Raw genomic sequence first — 18,343 nt, forward strand, 5'->3', positions numbered from 1 at the left:
GTAATGAAAATTTCAGTGGATTATTCAGAAGTATATCAAGCAAGTGTATATGTAAAAAACAAAGCGGATAGCTATAATGATCTAATTCAAAATTTATATGAGAAGGTTGAACATATGCAAAGTATCTGGCAAGGTGTGGATCATTTAGCGTTTCAAAATCAGTTAGAAGAATTTAGACCAAGTCTAAATGAAATGTATCAAGTGATTTTAGAATATAGTAATGTTTTAAAACAAACTGCTTCGGTTTATGAAAAACTTCAACAAGATCGTGTTCAACAAGCTAAATTATTATTGTAGGAGGAATGGTTATGGCACAAATTCAAATATCAAGTGAAGATGTAATGGCGTATTCAAAACAAGTAGATGCGTATGCCAATGAGATTCGTACTGTATTTAATGAAATTGAATCTAAGATGTATTATGTGGAATCGATATGGCAGTCTCCTGCATCTAAATATTTTATGGAACAGTTTCAAACATTAAATCCTGCTATGATGTCGTATTTGGAAACATTAACGCGTTTTTCTACATATTTACATCAAACCGCAAATCTATATCAGGAAAACGAACAAAATTTGATGCATCATGGATGAGATACAATTTTATAAAGTATTATCAAGTGATTTAAGCTCTCTTTTGAATCAAACAAAAAATGCAGTATCGAGTGAAGAGTTTGTCTATGTAAATCAAAAAGTATCGCGAATTCAATACTTGATTCAGATACAAATACAGGAAATTTTAAATCATGAAAGCCGATAGTCTTTCTTGTAAAAATTTAAGTGCACAATATAATTTATTGGCATCAAGAAATATCGCGTTAAAGAATCCTGCGTTAAAGGAAAGACAGAATCGTATCGTAAAAGAAATTATGGATATTTCGAATTATTTATCGAAAAGTGCCACTTTAATCGAGAATACAGAAAACAAACAATTGTTGTTTCAGCCTGGTAAACATAATTTCACTAAGTATGTAAACTTGAATTTAGTTTCGCAGCTTACTAAACAAAGTCGATATTCTTATGGCTCAATCGGATATACAGCTTCATTAAAGGAATGGAATAAAAACTATACGAGAGATTATTTTCATGTGGGGGCCAATGCGACGATATTAGATGGAGAAATTAAATCGAGTATAAGTGCTCGGTTATGGAAAAATAAAAAATTTGATCCTCGTGTTGTATTACAAGGTGAGGCTAGCGTTGCCTTATTATCATCAACGGTGAATGCACGTATTGGTAATTCAAAAGTGTATGCGAGTGCTCGTGCAACAGGACAAGTCGGTGTGGCGTATGCGAATTGTAAGGCCGTATTTTCTAAAAAGGTGCAGTCGTTTGAGGCTGGTGTTGGTGTTGCAGCCTTAAGAGGAGAAACGCGTTGTGTTTTAAATATTCTTGGTGCAAAAGTAACTTTAACTGCACAAGGAAGTGTTGGAAGTGCTGAGGCAAACTTTTCATATCATTTTTCAAGTAGAGAGTGGGAAATTGGATCTAAACTTGGCTTTATTGCGGGGCTGGGCTTTAAAATCAATGTGAGCTATTAATAGGAGGTTAAATGAAAGATTTATTACCAATTGGAAGTGTAGTGACTTTAAAAGAAGGAACTAAAAGATTAATGATTATTGGACGTCTTCAACAAAATGTAAAGACAAAGAAAATGTATGATTATGCAGGATGTTTATGGCCAGAAGGCTATATGGATAAGGATTCTTGTTATGTATTTGATCATGAAGATATTGATTGTCTTTACTATATTGGATTGCAGGATATAGAAGAGTTCAATTTTCGGTTTGAACTCGATGAAATGATAAAAAAAACAAGCCAATAGACATTTGTCTATTGGCATTTTATTAGTCTTTAGATTTCGCAAGATCCGGTCTAGAAACTAGATATTCTGGATTGTTTGCCTTTAAATTGTCGAATACATCTTGATCATGAACTTCAAAATTGTATTTCTTTAAGTAATATACAAGACAAGCTTTTGTGATATCATCATCACTACTTAATGTTGTATAGACTTCATCTTTAATATCTTTGTATGTGTTTGTTACTAATACGGCAACGTAAGCATATGTTGTTCCACTGCTTTCGTTTGTGAAAATTTCATCGATGACTCCGGCTTTTTTTGTCTTATATAACTTATTGATCATTCGAGTGGATATATCTGTTTTCTTTGTTGTAATTAATGTTTCTTTTCCTGAATATGTTGCCGAATCTACCATATATTGTGAAGCTACTTCTTCAGGGTCTGTTCCATCTTTTAAAGCTTTCAATGCTTTTTTAGCCGTCGCCTTATTTTCGCATTGAATGATACGTGCTTTACTAGGTTTGTATGTTTTTTGAATGTCTTTTTTAGCGTCTGTGAAGTATTTTTCAGTTAACTCACTTGCTTGTAAACTTGGAATCAAAACTTTATTCATATATTGTTTTGTGCTTGTATAACCAAGAGATTTAATTTGACTTTCAAAATCGGACATATTTCCTTTATAATTGTCGATTTGTTGTTGTGCTTTTTCTTTCATTTCATCTGTTACTTTAACTTCTTGTCTATAGATAGCTTGTTTAACAAGCTCCATTGTTAAATCAGTTCCAGTTGAAATTTTTAATAAATCATACTCATCACCTTTGGTATATGTTGTATTGCCAATGGTCATGATGGCTTTATCTTTATCTTTAATTGTGGCAGTTGCTCCGGAACATGCTGTCAACATCATGGCTGCACATACAAGTAGTATAGGTGTCTTTTTCATTATTGATCACCTCCGTAAGTTGTTTCTACATAACTGTCAAATTTTTTCTTAGTACTCTTATCATTGAATTTAATATCTAATTTCTTAGCATAAGATTTCAAAATTTTATAAGAAAGAGAAGAGTCACTGTTTAAAATGGCATATAATGCTTGGTTTGCTACAGCATCATTTTTTGCATTGAAAATTTTGCTTGAGTCTGTTTCTTTTACATAAACCTTATATAAACTTGTTCCACTTGAAGTTGTAACAGTGATCCAATCACTTGTATCACCTTTTTGTAATGAAATAGCTGCTGTTGCAACGGCTGCAGGAACTGTAGAGCTTGAACTTGAACTTGTAGAAGTTGTTGAATCTGTATCAATATATCCTGCAAATCCCTTTTTGTTGGCAGTATTTGAATCTTCAGAGAAGGCTTTAGCGACATCCGCAAAGCTTTCTTTTGTCAAAGCTGTTTCAATATTGCTTTTCTTTTTAGTTTCAGTTTCTGTTAAATTATCGGCATCACTCACATCCATTTTAATAATTGAAACAGTTCTTGGACTTTTTGTTTCCCATGCAGTTTTTAAATCTTCAAAATGTTTAGTGATATAACGCTTATTCATTTCTTTTTCTTTTACACTTGTTAAACAATAGTCATTTAAATCGTCAAAAGAAGAATATCCATATTTTGCTAATTCTGAAGTTAAAGTGGATTCATAGTCATCACTTTGCTTTGATGCATTGGATTTGATGTTTGCTTCCAATGTATTTGCTTGTTTTTTTAAATCTTTAGTTGTTTCAATAGATTGATCCACAACGGCATTTTTATACATATTGTAAATGGTAGAACCATCGTATGGTGCGGATTCATCATATAAGTCTTTTGCGGTAATATCATCCTTGTTGATTGAAGCAACAACTTGCTCATTATTCGATGATTTTGCAGATACATTATCTTTATTGGTGTCATAAATAAAATATCCAATAAAACAGATAATGATTACGGCAATTAGGACGACAAACCAGTTATTTCGTAAAACATCAGTCATAATTAACCTCCTTGAGAATGTCTTTTCAATTATACGATGTATCTTTTTAAATTGCAATGAAGCCACAAGATGTATTAATTGAGATTTTAATAATTATTTGGTATTATATTTCAGTGAAAAGAGGTAGAATGTATGGCAGATTTGGTCATTAAGGATCTTCATGTATCCGTGGAGAATAAAGAAATTTTAAAAGGGTTGAGTTTAACAGTAAAATCAGGTGAACGTCATGCCCTAATGGGACCTAATGGAAATGGTAAATCGACATTGCTTGCAGCCATTATGGGAAACCCAAAATATACAGTTACATCAGGTTCAATTACACTTGATGGAAAAGATGTGCTACAAATGTCAGTCGATGAAAGAAGTAAAGCTGGACTATTCTTGGGAATGCAATACCCAAGTGTGGTTTCAGGTGTAACAAACTCTGACTTTTTAAGAAGTGCAATGAATGCACGTTTAGAAAAACCAATCTCTTTATTTAAGTTTATCAAAGAGATGGATAAAGCCATTGAACAACTAGAAATGAAGCCGGACTTGGCTCATCGTTTCTTAAATGATGGATTTAGCGGTGGTGAAAAGAAGCGTAATGAAATCGTGCAAATGATGATGTTAAAACCATCTATTGCGATGTTAGATGAAATTGATTCAGGATTAGATGTAGATGCATTGCGTATTGTTTCAGATGCCATCAACCAATGCCAGCAACAAACAAATCTTGGCTTATTGATTGTATCTCACTATGCTCGTTTCTATGAATATTTACAACCAACTCATGCTCATGTATTAATGGATGGACAAATCGTTGTATCTGGAGATGCAAGCCTTGTTGAAAAAGTTGATCAAGAAGGATATGAATGGATTGAAAAAGAGTACCACGTAACCGCAAATAAAGAAGAAGATAAACAACCTATTTCTTTAGGTTCTTGTGGAGCAAAAAAATATGCTTAATCGCGTAGATGTTCATAATAATGAAACACTAAATGTTCAAGTTCAAAGTCATGATCATAAATCTTATTTAATAGAAATAAGTAAGGATTGTACAAAATTAGATTTGACAGTTGAATGTTTAGAAAATTCTTTTTCAAAATTCTTTATTTTAAATCATGCTCAAAATGCATGTGAATTAAATATTAATATGGTACTTAAACAAGATGCTAATTGCCAAATGGGTGTCTTGGATCTAGAAAAAAGCCCTTTAAAATGGACTCATTATGTAGACCTTCAAGAGCAAGGAGCAGAATATGAGATTTTAAGTGGACAATTATGTCAGGAACATATTGAGAAAGTATGTGATATGGAAGTAAGACATAATGCGCCTCATACAAATGGTCAAATGAAAAACTTTGCCGTATTATTTGATCATGGACAATACCAAATGGTTGCCAATGGAAATATTAAAAAAGGATGTTTTGATGCACAATCTCACCAGGCAACTCGAGTATTAACGTTAGGACAAGGACATAAGACGAAAGTTATTCCTTTATTGTTGATTGATGAAAATGATGTAAAGGCTAGCCATGCACTAACAATTGGTCAGCCAGATGCAGATCAGTTGTATTATTTACAATCGCGTGGATTAAGCACAAAACAAGCCGTAGGATTATTAAGTGTCGGTTATTTCTTGCCTGTCATTGATTTAGTTGAAGATGAAGAATTGAAAGAGACTCTTCGTCAAGAAATGGAAAGTAAGGTTGGTTTATATGGACATCAGTAAAATTCGTAAAGATTTTCCAATTTTAACACGCAAGATGTCAGATAAACCTTTAGTATATTTAGATAATGGGGCTACAACATTAAAGCCTCAACCTGTTATCGATGCTGTAGTGAACTATTATACATACTTAGGAGCTAATGCACATCGTGGTGATTATGAAATGAGCGCACAAGTTGATGCTGCCTTTGAAGGAGCTCGTGTTCGTACACAAAAATTTTTAAACGCAAAATATAAAGAAGAAATTGTATTTACCTCAGGATCAAGTGAAGGGTTGAATCTTGTTGCGATGATGGTTACAAATCAACTTTTACATGAGGGGGATGTCATTTTAAGTGATGAGAGTGAACATGCTTCTAGTATTTTACCTTGGATGCAAGCTGGTAAGAAAAAAGGCACAAAAATTGATTATATTCCTTTAGATGAAGATGGAAAAATTACAGTTGAAAACTTTAAAAGTGTTTTAACGGATAAAGTAAAAGTTGTAGCGATTGCCATGGTATCGAATGTTTTAGGCTTTGTTGCGCCAGTTAAAGAAATTGCGAAAATTTGTCATGAAAGAGGCATTTTATTAGTGGTTGATGGAGCACAAAGCACACCTCATTTAGATATTGATGTGCAAGATTTAGATTGTGATTTCTATGCATTTAGTGCACATAAAATGTGTGGGCCAACTGGTGTAGGTGCTTTATATGGTAAGAAAAAATGGTTAGATCAGTTGGAACCGATTTTTTATGGTGGAGAAAGTAATGCTCGATTTGACAAGACTTGTTCATTGACTTTAAAGGAAACTCCATTAAAGTTTGAATCTGGAACTCAGCCTATTGAAGGTGTTATTGGTATGGCTGCAGCTATGGATTATTTGGATGCGATTGGAAAAGAGAATATCCATGCGCATGAAGTCGAATTAAAGGAATATTTCTTAGAAAAAGCTAAGGCTTTAGGGAATATTGTTGTTTATAACGAAAATGCGAAGAGTGGTATTGTGACTTTTAACGTTAAGGACAAAGATCAAATGATTTTTGCGCAAGATGTCGCAAGCTATTTAAATACATTTGGTATTGCTGTTCGCTCAGGACAGCATTGTGCTAAATTACTTCCGGAAGTATTAAAGACACCGGGAACTTGTCGTGCAAGTTTTTATTTGTACAACACAAAAGAAGAAGTCGATCAATTGATTGATGCTTTAAAGAATGCAACAGTTGAAAACTGTGTCAGCATTTTCTTTTAGGAAGGAAGCTTGATTATGTCAAATATTGATCCAATGTTGATGCGCCAGATTATTATGGACCATTATGACTATCCTCGTAATAAAAAGTTGACAGACAAAGATGATTATATGTCACGTCATATGGCGAGCGATTCTTGTATTGATGATATTACGGTGCAGACAAAAATTTCAAATGGAAAAATTGATGATATTCGTTTTGATGGTGTTGCCTGTACGATTTCAACAGCTTCGACTTCAATTATGTCTGAATTATTAAAAGGTAAGACAACTCAAGAAGCGAAAGAAATTATGGACAATTATTTCAAGATGATTGATCAAAAAGAATATGATGAAGACGTTTTAGATGAGGCTATCGCATTTCAAAACGTTGGAAAACAAGCCAATCGTATCAATTGTGCCACAATTGGATGGAAGGCTATGCGTGAAATGATTAAAGAAAGTGAGGATGGAAAAAATGAGTAATGAAAAAGATATCGCACTTTCTAGTGAATATGAATATGGATTTCATGATGAGGATGTAAGTGTATATAAAACACAAAAAGGTTTAAACGAAGAAACGGTGCGTACTATTTCAAAAATTAAAAATGAGCCAGAATGGATGTTACAACTTCGTTTAGATGCATATCATTCTTTTGAAAAACAACAAAATCCTAACTGGGGACCAGATTTAAGCGAAATTGATTTTGATGATTATACTTACTACATCAAACCGAGTGACAAACAAGAAAAATCATGGGATGAAGTTCCAGATACTATTCGTAATACATTTGATAAACTAGGTATTCCTGAAGCAGAACAAAAATTTCTAGCAGGTGTTTCAACACAATATGAAAGTGAAGTTGTTTACCACAACATGTTAGAGGAAGTGGAAGAAAAGGGTGTTATTTTCTTAGATACAGATTCTGCATTAAGAACATGTCCAGATTTATTAAAGGAATATTTTGGTAAATTAGTACCATACACAGACAATAAATATGCAGCTCTAAATACAGCTGTATGGTCTGGTGGATCTTTCATTTATGTACCAAAGGGTGTAAAGTTGGAAAAACCTCTACAATCCTATTTTCGTATCAACTCAATGTCGATGGGACAATTTGAAAGAACATTGATTATTGTCGATGAAGGGGCAGATGTGCATTATGTAGAAGGCTGTACAGCTCCAACATATTCAAAAGATTCCTTGCATGCGGCTGTTGTAGAAATCTATGTACATAAAAATGCAAAATGTCGTTATTCGACTGTACAAAACTGGTCAAGCAATATTTTAAACTTAGTTACTAAACGTGCTAAAGTATTTGAAAACGGACATATGGAATGGATTGATGGAAATGTTGGATCTCATGTCAATATGAAATATCCAGCTTGTATTTTAGCTGAGCCTTACGCAAAAGGAACAACCATTTCAATTGCGGTTGCCGGCGAAAATCAAATTCAGGATGCTGGTAGCAAGATGATTCATTTGGCCCCACACACTTCAAGTACAATCATTTCAAAATCGATTGCACGAAATGGTGGGGAAGTCAATTATCGTGGTTGGGTAACACATTCAAAAAATGCAGCCTATGCCAAGAGTAAAGTAGAATGTGATACGTTGATCTTAGATAAGAAATCTCGTAGTGACACAGTTCCAATGAATGTATCTTATAATGACACGTCTCAAATTGAGCATGAGGCTACCGTTTCAAATATTAGTGAAGAACAATTGTTCTATTTAATGTCGCGTGGGTTGACACGCTCTCAGGCAACAGAAATGATTGTTATGGGATTCTTAGAACCATTTACTCGTGAACTTCCAATGGAATATGCGGTTGAATTAAATCAAATGTTGAAATTAGATATGAGTGAGAGCATTGGATAAGAGTAAAGTGTGTATTCAAAGGCGTAGTTTGTTATCAAATTCAGAAAGACTTTTAAAGGAAAAGGCAATCACAAATTGTGTTTTGCCTTTTTTAAAAGGAAAAATAGGTATATATATTCCTATTCGTAATGAAGTAGATGTATATTCACATATTCACAATAATTTTGATTTATATATACCTAAAATGTTAGATGATAAAACTATTGCCTTTTATTCGGATCAAGAAGAAAAAATTAAAGGAAAGTTTTCAACTATTGAACCTATCGGAATTTGTGAAGAAAAAAAATTAGATGTGATTTTAGTGCCTGTTGTAGGCTTTTTTGAAACATATCGCATGGGATATGGAAAAGGCTATTATGATCGATATTTGAAAGATAGTTCAGCATTAAAGATTGGATTAGCTTTTGATGTACAGGAAATGGTTTTTGATGTAAAACCAACAGATATTGAATTGGATATGATAATTACAGAAAGCAGGATTTTACGATGAAAATATTATTTTATGGGGATAGTAACACTTGGGGATATGATGCCAAGGATGCTTCAAGACAAAAGAATCGTTTCACACAGCTCATTAAACAAGAGTTAAGTCAACATGAAATCATTGAGGAAGGTTTATGTGGAAGAACATTATGTTTAGATGATCCTTATGATGAAGATCGTAATGGAGCAAAAACGATTTCGATGGTATTAAAAACGCATGCACCTATTGATGTTGTATTCATTATGTTGGGTACAAATGATGCGAAGCGTCAATTTTCAACAAATTCCATATCTTTAGAAAAGGGAATTCGTACCTTATTATATAGGGCTTTGAATCCGGAAATTTATCGGGATGGATCAAAAGTGCCTCAATTTTTTGTGGTTTGTCCACCAAAAATGAATAGAGATGGGTTGAATAACGAAAGAACGAAAGAAAATTTTGGGGATGCTGGTTTTGAAATATTAAATAACACAAAGCCTTATTTAGAAAAAGGATGTCGTGACTTTGATGTAGAAGTGATTGACACGCATGCGATTGCTGGAAGTATAGATGGTATCCACATGGATGAAAGTGGTCATAAACAAGTTGCAGATGTGTTAATATCTGTGATTCAAGAATTATAGGAAAGGAAGATACTTAATGAGTGCTTATACAAATGGTTTAGCGTTCTGGAAGCATTTTGAAAAGAAGCAAGATGCGATCATTAATTATTTAAAATCAGAACAATATGAAGAATTAAACGAAATTATCCAAGAATTGGATGAAGAAGTGATGGAAATGAGTGGTGCCCATTTCTTTGTCGAAAATTTTTATGATTCTTTTGAGATGACCTTTGATACAGGTCCAAATAAGACGACACAATATCTATGTCAGATGCTTTGTGATATTGCACCAAAATCTGTAAAACAAAATTGGATCATGAATGCTTGTTTACCTGCAATGTCGCAAAAGGCGATTCAAGCTATGGTTCAAATCAAGAACGAAGAATATACTTTGGCAGATTTTCATGTCTTTTATCAAATTGAAAATGATATGTTAGATTGTAAAGTATATTGTCCTGGATTTAACTTAATTGGAAACCCTGAAAATAAAAAAGAAATGAGTATGTATCTATTAGAACTTGCGATTGGTGAACTTGCATATGAGGCATATATTTGCCGCGTTGATTTTATTGATACGCCAGATTCAAATATGAAATTCTGTCAAATGATGGATTTTTATGAAGTAATCATGGCACTTGTTGAAAAAAATCATTGGAAAGTATATGATAAGCCAATCGATATTTATTCGGTTTATCAGCCAATTCAAGATTTTGCGCATGACGCTCTAAGAAAAGACATGAAATTGATTTTTACAACACATCCTTTATTGGTTGAACAAACAATTGAGAATAAGGAAGAGGTTTTGGCAGATCTTAGTAGTAAAGATGGTGAATTTGGATATGTTTATTATTCAAATCCTTTCCATAATAAAGAGGATGCTTTATATCGTCAAAAGTTATCAAAACAACTGGATGAAGCTATCTCTAAAGTACATGCTGGAAAAGTAGTTGGTGGATCCATTGGTAAAAGTTTTTCGTATATTGATTGGATCGTTTACGATAAAGACTTGTTTATGAAAGTTTTTAATCAATTAAAAAAACAACTCGATGCAAGTGTCGAATTGTTTTATCAAAAGTTTTAATGACTTTGAATGTCAGCGCAGGCATTGAGCAGGCGCTGTCTTTTTATTCCTACAAGAGGTTTTTCTGGATTTTCTAAAAATCGAGCTAATACGTCTGCATCTTTTAATGCTTCACATAATGGTGAGTCAAAAGATTCTTTTTTTGAATGTTGTCGAATCGCATATGTGATATCATCGATTTCAGTTGTTTTAAATAAACCACATTCTTTTAAATATTTATAAGCATGAAGGCTTGATAATTTAGCGTGTTGAGCATGAGGACAATTATCGATAAATTGAGCATAATCATGAAAAAGGGCAGCCACTTTAGCACGTTCTAAATTTGTGCCTCTTGCCATCGCAATAAAAGTGATGGATAAATCCACACTTGCGGTATGTGTAAGGGCTGCAATCTTAAGATCTTCATTATAAATTTTGGCATATTGCCCATATACATATTCTTTAACTTTTTCGTATCGCTCTAACATAATAATCCCTCCCTTTCATGAAAAAAGCGCACAATGTGCGCTTGATTCGAACAAATTTCTACGCAGCTGTATCTACAACTGTGACATTGTTAGCTTGTTGACCACGATCACTTTCAACAACATCATAAGTAACAGTTTGTCCTTCTTCTAAAGTTTTAAATCCTTCAGAATTGATTGATGAATAGTGTACGAATACATCTTTTCCATCTTCACTGGTAATGAATCCATAACCCTTTTCAGCGTTAAACCATTTTACTTTACCTGTGCTCATGCCTATACCTCCTGGACTAAGCCAATATCCTTCGACCGTTAAAATAGAAAGTATTTGCATACAATAGCATTTATCACAATCAGAATATGAGTCTAATCCTTAACTGCTTTCATTTTATCATTTTCTAACAATAATGTCATTCAAAAATAACATTTTTGTATAGTTATTGTGTCATATTTTGTTTATAATGATTATATAAAAAGGAGGGCATGTGTTTTATGCTTATTCAAGATGATGCTTTACGCAGTGTTATTGCACGTACATTGCGTGTTAAAGAAGAAGAATTAACTGAGGAAATGATGAAGAATCTAGTTCATCTAGAGGTTCAAAATCATGAAATAGAAACTTTAGAAGGTTTACAGTATGCTGAGAATTTAGAGACATTAAATGCAAGCAACAACAAACTACAGACATTAGATCCTATTCGTGATTTACATAACTTGGTTTACTTAGATGTATCACGAAATCAGTTAAGGGACTTACAGGCTTTACATGGCTTTCGACAACTAAAAAAATTAAATGTTTCAAGAAATAACTTATATACAATGGATATTTCAAGCGTTGCAGCCATGATTGATTTAGAAGTATTGAATCTTTCAAAGGCAAAAGTAGATAGCTTGATTTATTTGGAACATTGTAAAAAACTAGAAGAAGTTCATATCAACACAGAAAATGGTCCATTTAGCTATGCGATCTTAGGTGTACTTAAAAAATTAAAAAAATTAGATATGGGTGGTATGCGATTATTCAATATTGAAGATTTAACATATCTTTCGAATGTTGAAGAATTGGATTTAAATACAAATTTAATGTCTGATTTAAGTCCATTATTATCGATGAAGAACTTAAAGAAATTAAATGTTTCAAACTGTCCATATTTAAAGGATTATTCTGTATTAAAGGTATTTTCTAACCTAAAATCATTGAATATTTCTTATAATGAACCTGATCACTTTACCTTCTTAAAGGAATTGAATCATTTAGAATCTTTGTCTATGGAACAAACTGGATTCAAAGATATGTCATTATTAAATAGTTTAGGTGATTTAAAAGAGTTAAATGTGTCTAAGAATCGCTTGAAGAATTTAGAAAAGTTCACAAATGTAGATCATTTGGAAAGTTTAGATGCGAAATTCTGTCAGTTAACAGGAATTGATTTTTTAAAGAATGCGTATCAATTAAAACATTTGAATCTATTCACTAATCGCATTAAAGACATTCGTATCTTAAAAGATTCAAAGAATATGGTGTATTTGAATGTAGGTCGTAATCAAATCAAGGATATTACTTGTTTAAAAGATATGAAACAATTAGAAATCATTTCTTTAGAAAACAATAATGTTAAAGATTTAAAACCATTATCTGAACTTACGAATCTTTGCGATGTAGATTTATATAATAATGTTATTGAAGATTTAACGCCATTAGAAAATCTTGAATTTATTTCATACTTACGTTTAGATCATAATGCGATTACAGATTTAACGCCATTGTCAAAACTTAAATATTTACGTTCTCTAACATTAAAGGCAAATTACGTTACTGATGTGACTCCATTAAAAAATCTAGAGTTATTAGAAGCTCTAAGATTAGATGATAATCCAATTCAGGATACAAGTGTATTAGAGAGTATGGAGTTCTACGAAAAATTTACGAATTAAACAAAATCCCCTTTAAACAAAGGGGATTTACTTCGTGTGCCAGGCATGGCATGAGTCCAGTTGGAGATAAACCAACCACGGGTAGTTACCGCCAAGTGTAGTGAACCACAAGCCGTTGACAGTGATGTCATGGGTGGATGAAGTGGTGTAACGATTCTTTCGAGCGTACGCATAGAAACTTGATGAGGCTAAATGGTGGATGAGATTGCGAATCAAATCGAAGTCCAAAGGGTAAACGTAAAACCAAGACAGTAAATCAAGGCGTTGTGAAAGAAATAGGGCTCATATCTTACCCTGGGAGATCTCATGGACAAGGAATTCTAGTATACTTTAAAATCAGTGATAGTACCCTTGTAGCGAAAAAGGTTAACCATGAGAATTCAGATGAAGTCACTAAACCAATTTTCATATCAACTCCTTTTTGGTCAATATTTAGGATTATATCTGATTCAGATAAATCAGAAAAATTAAGAGTACCGTTACACAACTTTTTAAAAGCTTTTTGGGAAAGATTATAGTTTGCTTGTTGAACAGCAAGTTGTCCTAATCGAATCGCAAATTTACGTTTTTTCTTTAGTTCTTCAAAGAAGGCATTTGTCCATTCATAAGTTGGAGACTTACCTAAATTTACATTTGATTTCGCAAATGGATTATATATTGTTTTATCCACAGGTTCACAGTCGTAATAGAATATTCTATATAGTGAATGATTTACTTTTTCTCCATTGATACGTTCAGTTAAATGTCTTCTACAATATACATCTAATTCATCAGCTCTTTCTTTTGGGGTTAAGTCACCTAGACATGCATAAGCTCTTCTTCTGTAAAAACCACCATCAACAAGAATAGCTGTTTTAATTCCATCGTTATGATTCATTTTTTATATCCTTTCCAAATGAAAAAAGGCCTTAGTCACAACCTAATCCCTTATACTGGGGGTTCCGACTAAGACCGAGTTAACTGATTACTTAACATATCCGTTAAGGTAAACCTATCTTAGCAAAACCGTAATTGGGTGTCAATGATTAATTTGTTAAATTGATCGAATATATTTATACCTATTATTGTACGATTAGATTCAATATAAACATCTTATAAGCTATGCGATATATTTATATTATTGAATAAATATAAAGTGTTGCGTTCATTGTGATGTTTGCTTTAAAACTTTATATAAAAGAAATTTATCACTTATATTCTACTACAATATTTAACAGATGGATATTTTAAAATAAAGTGAATATTAAATGTTAAATTCATCTAAATTAAATACATATTACACAGTACTTGACAATCCAAGGTAGTGTGTATATCATAATAGCGAAGAGGTGATAATATGCAACCAAGAGCTGTTATATATTGCTCTAAACATGGGGCAACAAAAGAATATGCGCAGTGTTTAGGCAAAAAATATAATCTTCCAGTGATTTCTATTGATCATATATCTGGATATTCTTTCCAAAATATTCCTGTTTATTTTTGCGGATGGATTCGTAATGGGAAAGTGATGGGATTAAATAAAGCTTTAAAATTATTTATGTGTGTTCAAGTGATTGGTATAGGTGCTATTGAGTATAATGAGGCATACGAAATGAAACTTAAATATAAAAATAAGATTTTGAACTCAGATTTTAAATATGTACAATCGATTCGTCAAATTTCGTTATCAACTTTAGAAAAGATGTATGTGGATGTGTTTCAACCATCTTTGATAGGAAAGAGTAAGGGTGTAGCACATGAATACTCAATTTAAAAAAGGTGTTTTAGAATTGATCGTATTAAAGGCGATTGTGGCCGATGATCTATATGGATATCAACTTGTATCTAGAATTAATGAAGTGATTCAAGTTAATGAAGGAACGATTTATCCTTTACTGAAGCGTTTATCGAATGATCATTTATTAGAATCTTATTTAAAAGAATCAACAGAAGGCCCTCCAAGAAAATATTATCATATCACAAGTCTAGGACTTGCAAGATATGAGGCTTTATTAGAAGAATGGACCAATTTTTCAGAGAGTGTAAATACATATTTGAAGGGAGTGAAATAAAATGTTAAAAAGTGAATTTTTAGATCTTTTGAATCAAAAATTATCATTGATCAATGATAAAGAAAAAGAAGATATTATCCTAGAATATGGAACCTATATTGATGACAAGATCGCAAGTGGCGTATCAGAAGAAGAGGCCGTAGCCGGCTTTGGAGATGTGGATGAATTGGCTAAAGAGATTTTGTCTGCCTATAAAATCAATACAGATTCGATGGATCCGTTATCAAGTAAAGCTGATAAAACAATTGATAAGGTATATGCAAAATTGGAGGGAATGTTTTCTAAACTAGGAAATTTTTCGATGAATGAAATCTTCCACATCATATTCGATGCATTTGTACTTGTATTGATTTTGTGGATTGGAAAACTGATTGTGGTAGATCTATTATGTCGAATCGTGTTGTCTATGATTTTCTCTTTCTTTGCAGGATTCTATGCGATTACAGACTTTATGTTAAGTTTATGTCGTCTTCTATACGTATGTATTGCGATTTATTTCTTTGTGAAGGTCATGGCCAAAAGAGTAGAACGCTATCGTTTACATGCAAATCATGTAGGTGTGATGGATGATATTAAGGAAACGTGGAATGACAATATCAAATCGAATGATTTGCCTCCAACACCAGATCGCCCATTATATCATGAAAGAAAAGTGCATCATGTTGAATCGGATATATTAAAGGTGATACTTGTTTTTGCAATGATTCCAGTTTCATGCATATTGATTGGTAGTGGTATCGGTTTTGTTGTGATGATTTATGTAAGTATGATGTATGCCACAACCAGTTTAGGACTCTATTGTATAGATATTGCCTTTGTACTAGGAAGCTTGGCTATTCTATTGATGTTATTTCGTGCATGGCCAAAGAAGGTGGATACAAATGCGTAAATTAGGTGTATTACTCGTTGCTTCAATCTTATTATTTGTGTTTGGTGTTGGAACCTTTGTATATGAATTCAGTCAAATTAGTCCCCATCAAATGGATTTATCTCAAGAAACACAGACAATGACAACTTCAATGCCAAATAGCGCTCGCTTATATACAAAGACGTATTTAAGTTCTGTAGGCGATGTGCGTGTCGTTGTGGATGAAATGGTCGAAGATGATAAGCTGCAAGATGATGTGTTGGTAATTACATATCCTAAAATGCTTCATATTGTACAGGATGAAGATCAATTGGATTTGCAGATGGATGATTATGAGATGTCAAAGGATTTTCAAATAATATTTAAAACATTTCGAACAAAGTCATATGATGAATATTATGCGAAAAATAATGAAATTCATATAAGTATTCGTTATGGTAAGGCTTTAAAAGATAAAATTACATTGGTCGATGATTACTATTAAGGAACAGTTTATACTGTTTCTTTTTGATTTTTAACAAGTATGTTAAAATACTGTTATGAAAAATAATAAAGATTGGAGTCGTTTGTTGAAAATGATTCTTGTGGAAGATAAAAAGAAATCCAATACACGTAAGGTATTAAAAAAGAGTAAAGTGACCAATACACCTTTACATAGAAGACAGGATGTGAAAAAATGAGTGATACAAAAACGATGTCAACAAGTGCTAGATTTGCCCAGATTGTATCAATACTTAGAAAACACCACCTTCAAAAGGGAATGGATCCCGTTAAGTTTCGTATGATTCTTGAAGATTTAGGGCCGACATTTGTCAAAATTGGCCAAATCATGTCAACAAGACAGGATTTATTTTCTCAGCGCTATTGCAAAGAATTGATGAAGCTTCGCTCTCATGTAACACCTATGCCTTTTTCGATGGTTGAACAAATTATTCAAGATACATATGGTGATTTGTTTGATGAAGAATTTGAAAGTATTGATGAAGTCTGTCTTGGTTCAGCATCCATAGCACAAGTACATGCGGCAACTCTAAAGACAAAAGAAAGAGTTGTTTTAAAGATTCAACGACCAAAAATTTATGAGTGGATGGAACGTGATGTCGCATTATTAAGAAAAGCTGTAAAAATATTAAATCTATCCGATATTGTTTCAAGTGTAGTAGACCTAGATATGGTTATCGATGAATTTTGGTACACGGCCAAACAAGAAATGGATTTTACGATTGAAGCACAGTATGCGAAACGATTTAAGGATGAATATAAAGATTGTAAATTTATTGATGCACCTAGAATTTATGATGAATATACTAGGAAAAATATTCTTGTGATGGAATATGTAGATGGTGTTGAAATCACGGATTCAAAAAAATTAGATGAACTAGGCTATAATCGAAGTGAAATTGCCGATAAATTGGCATTTAATTATATATCGCAGATTGTTGAAAATGGATTCTTTCATGCGGATCCACATTCAGGAAATCTAAGAATTCGTGATAATCAAATCGTTTGGATTGATTTTGGTATGATGGGTCTGTTGGATGTGAACGAAAGAGAAACCATGAAATCTGCCGTTCGTGCTATTGCCTTAAAAGATACTCAAAAACTAGTGGATTGTATTTTGATAATTGGAGACTGCAAGAAAGAAATTGATTATTCTGCTTTTTGTAACGACATGGAAAAGTTTATGAATCAATATTTGAGTGTACCTTATGCCGAAATTGATGTCGCAAAACTTGTGCAGGACATGTTTTCAATTTGCCACGTATACTCTATTTCTTTGCCAAAAGGAATCAGTATGTTAGCTCGTTCGATGATGACAATTGAAGGAACATTAACGGCTTTAGATCCAAATATGAATACGATGAAGATTGCCATGAGTCATAAGTCAAGTTTGACGCAGATTGATTGGGAAAAAGAAATCAAATCAGGTATAAAACGTAGTGTAGATGCATTATCACATTCTATTGATATTCCAGTACAGGCAAGTGATGTTTTAAGAATGGTTCAAAGAGGACAGATAAAAGTGAACTTGAATTTAATGGGATCACAAGCTCCATTAGCTAAAATAGATCAGATGGTGAATCGATTGATTGTATGCGTGTTGATTGCGGCATTAGTTGTTGGATCAAGTTTAATTTGTACTACAAAGATGAAGCCTATGATCATGGGAATACCTGCCATTGGATTTATTGGGTATATTATTGCGATTGGTATGAGTGTCTGGTTATTCTTCAAAATGTTATTTTTACATAGAAAGAACAAGTCGTTTTAAAAGGGGATATAA

At 32.7% G+C, this 18,343-nt stretch carries 25 protein-coding genes; 20 read left to right on the forward strand and 5 right to left on the reverse strand.

What is annotated here, in order from left to right:
• Positions 1–3: 3 nt before the first annotated feature.
• The 5 genes from Q3907_RS04985 to Q3907_RS05005 are packed head-to-tail and all read left to right on the forward strand — an operon-like array spanning position 4 to position 1,824.
• A complete protein-coding gene (locus Q3907_RS04985; protein WP_295562245.1) occupies positions 4–297 on the forward strand; it encodes a WXG100 family type VII secretion target in 294 nt (97 codons plus the stop codon).
• A gap of 11 nt (positions 298–308) precedes the next feature.
• Positions 309–593 carry a WXG100 family type VII secretion target gene (locus tag Q3907_RS04990; RefSeq protein WP_295646965.1) on the forward strand — a complete coding sequence of 95 codons (285 nt, stop codon included), beginning with the start codon at positions 309–311 and terminating at the stop codon, positions 591–593.
• The gene (locus tag Q3907_RS04995; RefSeq protein WP_003864069.1) at positions 586–759 is read left to right on the forward strand and encodes a hypothetical protein; all 174 of its coding nucleotides are present in this window, start codon (positions 586–588) and stop codon (positions 757–759) included. The genes Q3907_RS04990 and Q3907_RS04995 overlap by 8 nt, the downstream gene beginning before the upstream one ends.
• Positions 746–1,540: a hypothetical protein gene (locus Q3907_RS05000; protein WP_301897532.1), complete on the forward strand. Its 795-nt coding sequence runs from the start codon at positions 746–748 to the stop codon at positions 1,538–1,540. The genes Q3907_RS04995 and Q3907_RS05000 overlap by 14 nt, the downstream gene beginning before the upstream one ends.
• An 11-nt stretch (positions 1,541–1,551) precedes the next feature.
• On the forward strand, positions 1,552–1,824 hold the full coding sequence (locus tag Q3907_RS05005) for a DUF4176 domain-containing protein (protein ID WP_295646971.1): 273 nt from the start codon (positions 1,552–1,554) through the stop codon (positions 1,822–1,824).
• A gap of 22 nt (positions 1,825–1,846) precedes the next feature.
• Here Q3907_RS05005 and Q3907_RS05010 read toward each other — a convergent pair whose 3' ends face one another.
• Both Q3907_RS05010 and Q3907_RS05015 read right to left on the reverse strand, forming a co-directional pair.
• A complete protein-coding gene (locus Q3907_RS05010; RefSeq protein WP_301897533.1) occupies positions 1,847–2,746 on the reverse strand; it encodes a hypothetical protein in 900 nt (299 codons plus the stop codon).
• Positions 2,746–3,774 carry a peptidylprolyl isomerase gene (locus Q3907_RS05015; RefSeq protein WP_301897534.1) on the reverse strand — a complete coding sequence of 343 codons (1,029 nt, stop codon included), beginning with the start codon at positions 3,772–3,774 and terminating at the stop codon, positions 2,746–2,748. The genes Q3907_RS05010 and Q3907_RS05015 overlap by 1 nt, the downstream gene beginning before the upstream one ends.
• 132 nt (positions 3,775–3,906) lie before the next feature.
• Here Q3907_RS05015 and sufC point away from each other — a divergent pair, with 132 nt between their 5' ends.
• From sufC to Q3907_RS05055, 8 genes are read left to right on the forward strand one after another with little or no spacing between them, the layout of a single operon-like run.
• Positions 3,907–4,722, forward strand: a complete 816-nt coding sequence (sufC, locus tag Q3907_RS05020; protein ID WP_295562393.1) for a Fe-S cluster assembly ATPase SufC — start codon at positions 3,907–3,909, stop codon at positions 4,720–4,722.
• Positions 4,715–5,488, forward strand: coding sequence for a SufD family Fe-S cluster assembly protein (locus Q3907_RS05025; RefSeq protein WP_301897535.1), 774 nt, complete (start codon positions 4,715–4,717; stop codon positions 5,486–5,488). The genes sufC and Q3907_RS05025 overlap by 8 nt, the downstream gene beginning before the upstream one ends.
• On the forward strand, positions 5,475–6,716 hold the full coding sequence (locus Q3907_RS05030) for an aminotransferase class V-fold PLP-dependent enzyme (RefSeq protein ID WP_301897536.1): 1,242 nt from the start codon (positions 5,475–5,477) through the stop codon (positions 6,714–6,716). Before Q3907_RS05025 ends, Q3907_RS05030 begins: the two co-directional genes overlap by 14 nt.
• A 15-nt stretch (positions 6,717–6,731) precedes the next feature.
• Positions 6,732–7,178 carry a Fe-S cluster assembly sulfur transfer protein SufU gene (gene sufU, locus Q3907_RS05035; protein ID WP_301897537.1) on the forward strand — a complete coding sequence of 149 codons (447 nt, stop codon included), beginning with the start codon at positions 6,732–6,734 and terminating at the stop codon, positions 7,176–7,178.
• On the forward strand, positions 7,171–8,574 hold the full coding sequence (sufB, locus tag Q3907_RS05040) for a Fe-S cluster assembly protein SufB (protein ID WP_301897538.1): 1,404 nt from the start codon (positions 7,171–7,173) through the stop codon (positions 8,572–8,574). Before sufU ends, sufB begins: the two co-directional genes overlap by 8 nt.
• Positions 8,567–9,064 (forward strand): 5-formyltetrahydrofolate cyclo-ligase, encoded by a 498-nt coding sequence (locus Q3907_RS05045; RefSeq protein WP_301897539.1) that lies wholly within the window; start codon positions 8,567–8,569, stop codon positions 9,062–9,064. The genes sufB and Q3907_RS05045 overlap by 8 nt, the downstream gene beginning before the upstream one ends.
• Positions 9,061–9,681, forward strand: coding sequence for a GDSL-type esterase/lipase family protein (locus Q3907_RS05050; RefSeq protein WP_301897540.1), 621 nt, complete (start codon positions 9,061–9,063; stop codon positions 9,679–9,681). Before Q3907_RS05045 ends, Q3907_RS05050 begins: the two co-directional genes overlap by 4 nt.
• Before the next feature lie 16 nt (positions 9,682–9,697).
• Positions 9,698–10,741, forward strand: coding sequence for a hypothetical protein (locus tag Q3907_RS05055; RefSeq protein ID WP_301897541.1), 1,044 nt, complete (start codon positions 9,698–9,700; stop codon positions 10,739–10,741).
• On the opposite strand, the gene Q3907_RS05060 is transcribed toward Q3907_RS05055, so the two are convergent.
• Both Q3907_RS05060 and Q3907_RS05065 read right to left on the reverse strand, forming a co-directional pair.
• A complete protein-coding gene (locus Q3907_RS05060) occupies positions 10,738–11,208 on the reverse strand; it encodes an HD domain-containing protein (RefSeq protein WP_295646930.1) in 471 nt (156 codons plus the stop codon). The two genes, Q3907_RS05055 and Q3907_RS05060, sit on opposite strands and share 4 nt — an antisense overlap.
• 58 nt (positions 11,209–11,266) lie before the next feature.
• Positions 11,267–11,479, reverse strand: coding sequence for a cold-shock protein (locus Q3907_RS05065; RefSeq protein ID WP_040466022.1), 213 nt, complete (start codon positions 11,477–11,479; stop codon positions 11,267–11,269).
• A gap of 218 nt (positions 11,480–11,697) precedes the next feature.
• Here Q3907_RS05065 and Q3907_RS05070 point away from each other — a divergent pair, with 218 nt between their 5' ends.
• Positions 11,698–13,140, forward strand: coding sequence for a leucine-rich repeat domain-containing protein (locus tag Q3907_RS05070; protein WP_301897542.1), 1,443 nt, complete (start codon positions 11,698–11,700; stop codon positions 13,138–13,140).
• A 304-nt stretch (positions 13,141–13,444) separates the two neighbouring features.
• Here Q3907_RS05070 and Q3907_RS05075 read toward each other — a convergent pair whose 3' ends face one another.
• Entirely contained in the window at positions 13,445–14,017 is a 573-nt protein-coding gene (locus Q3907_RS05075) for a hypothetical protein (RefSeq protein ID WP_301897543.1), read from the reverse strand.
• 459 nt (positions 14,018–14,476) lie between these two features.
• Here Q3907_RS05075 and Q3907_RS05080 point away from each other — a divergent pair, with 459 nt between their 5' ends.
• Genes Q3907_RS05080 through Q3907_RS05105 form a run of 6 tightly spaced genes read left to right on the forward strand, consistent with a single transcriptional unit; the run spans position 14,477 to position 18,331 of the window.
• Positions 14,477–14,893, forward strand: a complete 417-nt coding sequence (locus Q3907_RS05080) for a hypothetical protein (protein WP_295645336.1) — start codon at positions 14,477–14,479, stop codon at positions 14,891–14,893.
• Positions 14,877–15,191 (forward strand): PadR family transcriptional regulator, encoded by a 315-nt coding sequence (locus tag Q3907_RS05085; RefSeq protein ID WP_003864049.1) that lies wholly within the window; start codon positions 14,877–14,879, stop codon positions 15,189–15,191. Before Q3907_RS05080 ends, Q3907_RS05085 begins: the two co-directional genes overlap by 17 nt.
• Position 15,192: 1 nt before the next feature.
• Positions 15,193–16,080 carry a DUF1700 domain-containing protein gene (locus Q3907_RS05090; RefSeq protein ID WP_118010886.1) on the forward strand — a complete coding sequence of 296 codons (888 nt, stop codon included), beginning with the start codon at positions 15,193–15,195 and terminating at the stop codon, positions 16,078–16,080.
• Positions 16,073–16,543 carry a hypothetical protein gene (locus Q3907_RS05095; protein ID WP_301897544.1) on the forward strand — a complete coding sequence of 157 codons (471 nt, stop codon included), beginning with the start codon at positions 16,073–16,075 and terminating at the stop codon, positions 16,541–16,543. The genes Q3907_RS05090 and Q3907_RS05095 overlap by 8 nt, the downstream gene beginning before the upstream one ends.
• 55 nt (positions 16,544–16,598) lie before the next feature.
• Positions 16,599–16,739 carry a hypothetical protein gene (locus tag Q3907_RS05100; RefSeq protein ID WP_295645347.1) on the forward strand — a complete coding sequence of 47 codons (141 nt, stop codon included), beginning with the start codon at positions 16,599–16,601 and terminating at the stop codon, positions 16,737–16,739.
• Complete coding sequence (locus Q3907_RS05105; RefSeq protein ID WP_295645349.1) at positions 16,736–18,331, forward strand: AarF/ABC1/UbiB kinase family protein; 1,596 nt, start codon at positions 16,736–16,738, stop codon at positions 18,329–18,331. The genes Q3907_RS05100 and Q3907_RS05105 overlap by 4 nt, the downstream gene beginning before the upstream one ends.
• The last annotated feature ends 12 nt before the right edge of the window (positions 18,332–18,343 follow it).

Source organism: uncultured Holdemanella sp., assembly GCF_958348295.1.
In the GTDB taxonomy this organism is placed as follows: domain Bacteria; phylum Bacillota_I; class Bacilli_A; order Erysipelotrichales; family Erysipelotrichaceae; genus Holdemanella.

What these genes read in the sequence shown, in the direction of transcription:
- Q3907_RS05060 (WP_295646930.1), bottom strand. Translation starts at nt 11,208, where the DNA reads ATGTTAGAGCGATACGAAAAAGTTAAAGAATATGTATATGGGCAATAT.
- Q3907_RS05055 (WP_301897541.1), top strand. Translation starts at nt 9,698, where the DNA reads ATGAGTGCTTATACAAATGGTTTAGCGTTCTGGAAGCATTTTGAAAAG.
- sufB (WP_301897538.1), top strand. Translation starts at nt 7,171, where the DNA reads ATGAGTAATGAAAAAGATATCGCACTTTCTAGTGAATATGAATATGGA.
- Q3907_RS04995 (WP_003864069.1), top strand. Translation starts at nt 586, where the DNA reads ATGGATGAGATACAATTTTATAAAGTATTATCAAGTGATTTAAGCTCT.
- Q3907_RS05050 (WP_301897540.1), top strand. Translation starts at nt 9,061, where the DNA reads ATGAAAATATTATTTTATGGGGATAGTAACACTTGGGGATATGATGCC.
- Q3907_RS05070 (WP_301897542.1), top strand. Translation starts at nt 11,698, where the DNA reads ATGCTTATTCAAGATGATGCTTTACGCAGTGTTATTGCACGTACATTG.
- Q3907_RS05075 (WP_301897543.1), bottom strand. Translation starts at nt 14,017, where the DNA reads ATGAATCATAACGATGGAATTAAAACAGCTATTCTTGTTGATGGTGGT.
- Q3907_RS04985 (WP_295562245.1), top strand. Translation starts at nt 4, where the DNA reads ATGAAAATTTCAGTGGATTATTCAGAAGTATATCAAGCAAGTGTATAT.
- Q3907_RS05065 (WP_040466022.1), bottom strand. Translation starts at nt 11,479, where the DNA reads ATGAGCACAGGTAAAGTAAAATGGTTTAACGCTGAAAAGGGTTATGGA.
- Q3907_RS05015 (WP_301897534.1), bottom strand. Translation starts at nt 3,774, where the DNA reads ATGACTGATGTTTTACGAAATAACTGGTTTGTCGTCCTAATTGCCGTA.
- Q3907_RS05100 (WP_295645347.1), top strand. Translation starts at nt 16,599, where the DNA reads ATGAAAAATAATAAAGATTGGAGTCGTTTGTTGAAAATGATTCTTGTG.
- sufC (WP_295562393.1), top strand. Translation starts at nt 3,907, where the DNA reads ATGGCAGATTTGGTCATTAAGGATCTTCATGTATCCGTGGAGAATAAA.
- Q3907_RS04990 (WP_295646965.1), top strand. Translation starts at nt 309, where the DNA reads ATGGCACAAATTCAAATATCAAGTGAAGATGTAATGGCGTATTCAAAA.
- Q3907_RS05005 (WP_295646971.1), top strand. Translation starts at nt 1,552, where the DNA reads ATGAAAGATTTATTACCAATTGGAAGTGTAGTGACTTTAAAAGAAGGA.
- Q3907_RS05095 (WP_301897544.1), top strand. Translation starts at nt 16,073, where the DNA reads ATGCGTAAATTAGGTGTATTACTCGTTGCTTCAATCTTATTATTTGTG.
- Q3907_RS05000 (WP_301897532.1), top strand. Translation starts at nt 746, where the DNA reads ATGAAAGCCGATAGTCTTTCTTGTAAAAATTTAAGTGCACAATATAAT.
- Q3907_RS05080 (WP_295645336.1), top strand. Translation starts at nt 14,477, where the DNA reads ATGCAACCAAGAGCTGTTATATATTGCTCTAAACATGGGGCAACAAAA.
- Q3907_RS05085 (WP_003864049.1), top strand. Translation starts at nt 14,877, where the DNA reads ATGAATACTCAATTTAAAAAAGGTGTTTTAGAATTGATCGTATTAAAG.
- Q3907_RS05025 (WP_301897535.1), top strand. Translation starts at nt 4,715, where the DNA reads ATGCTTAATCGCGTAGATGTTCATAATAATGAAACACTAAATGTTCAA.
- Q3907_RS05010 (WP_301897533.1), bottom strand. Translation starts at nt 2,746, where the DNA reads ATGAAAAAGACACCTATACTACTTGTATGTGCAGCCATGATGTTGACA.
- Q3907_RS05105 (WP_295645349.1), top strand. Translation starts at nt 16,736, where the DNA reads ATGAGTGATACAAAAACGATGTCAACAAGTGCTAGATTTGCCCAGATT.
- Q3907_RS05090 (WP_118010886.1), top strand. Translation starts at nt 15,193, where the DNA reads ATGTTAAAAAGTGAATTTTTAGATCTTTTGAATCAAAAATTATCATTG.
- sufU (WP_301897537.1), top strand. Translation starts at nt 6,732, where the DNA reads ATGTCAAATATTGATCCAATGTTGATGCGCCAGATTATTATGGACCAT.
- Q3907_RS05030 (WP_301897536.1), top strand. Translation starts at nt 5,475, where the DNA reads ATGGACATCAGTAAAATTCGTAAAGATTTTCCAATTTTAACACGCAAG.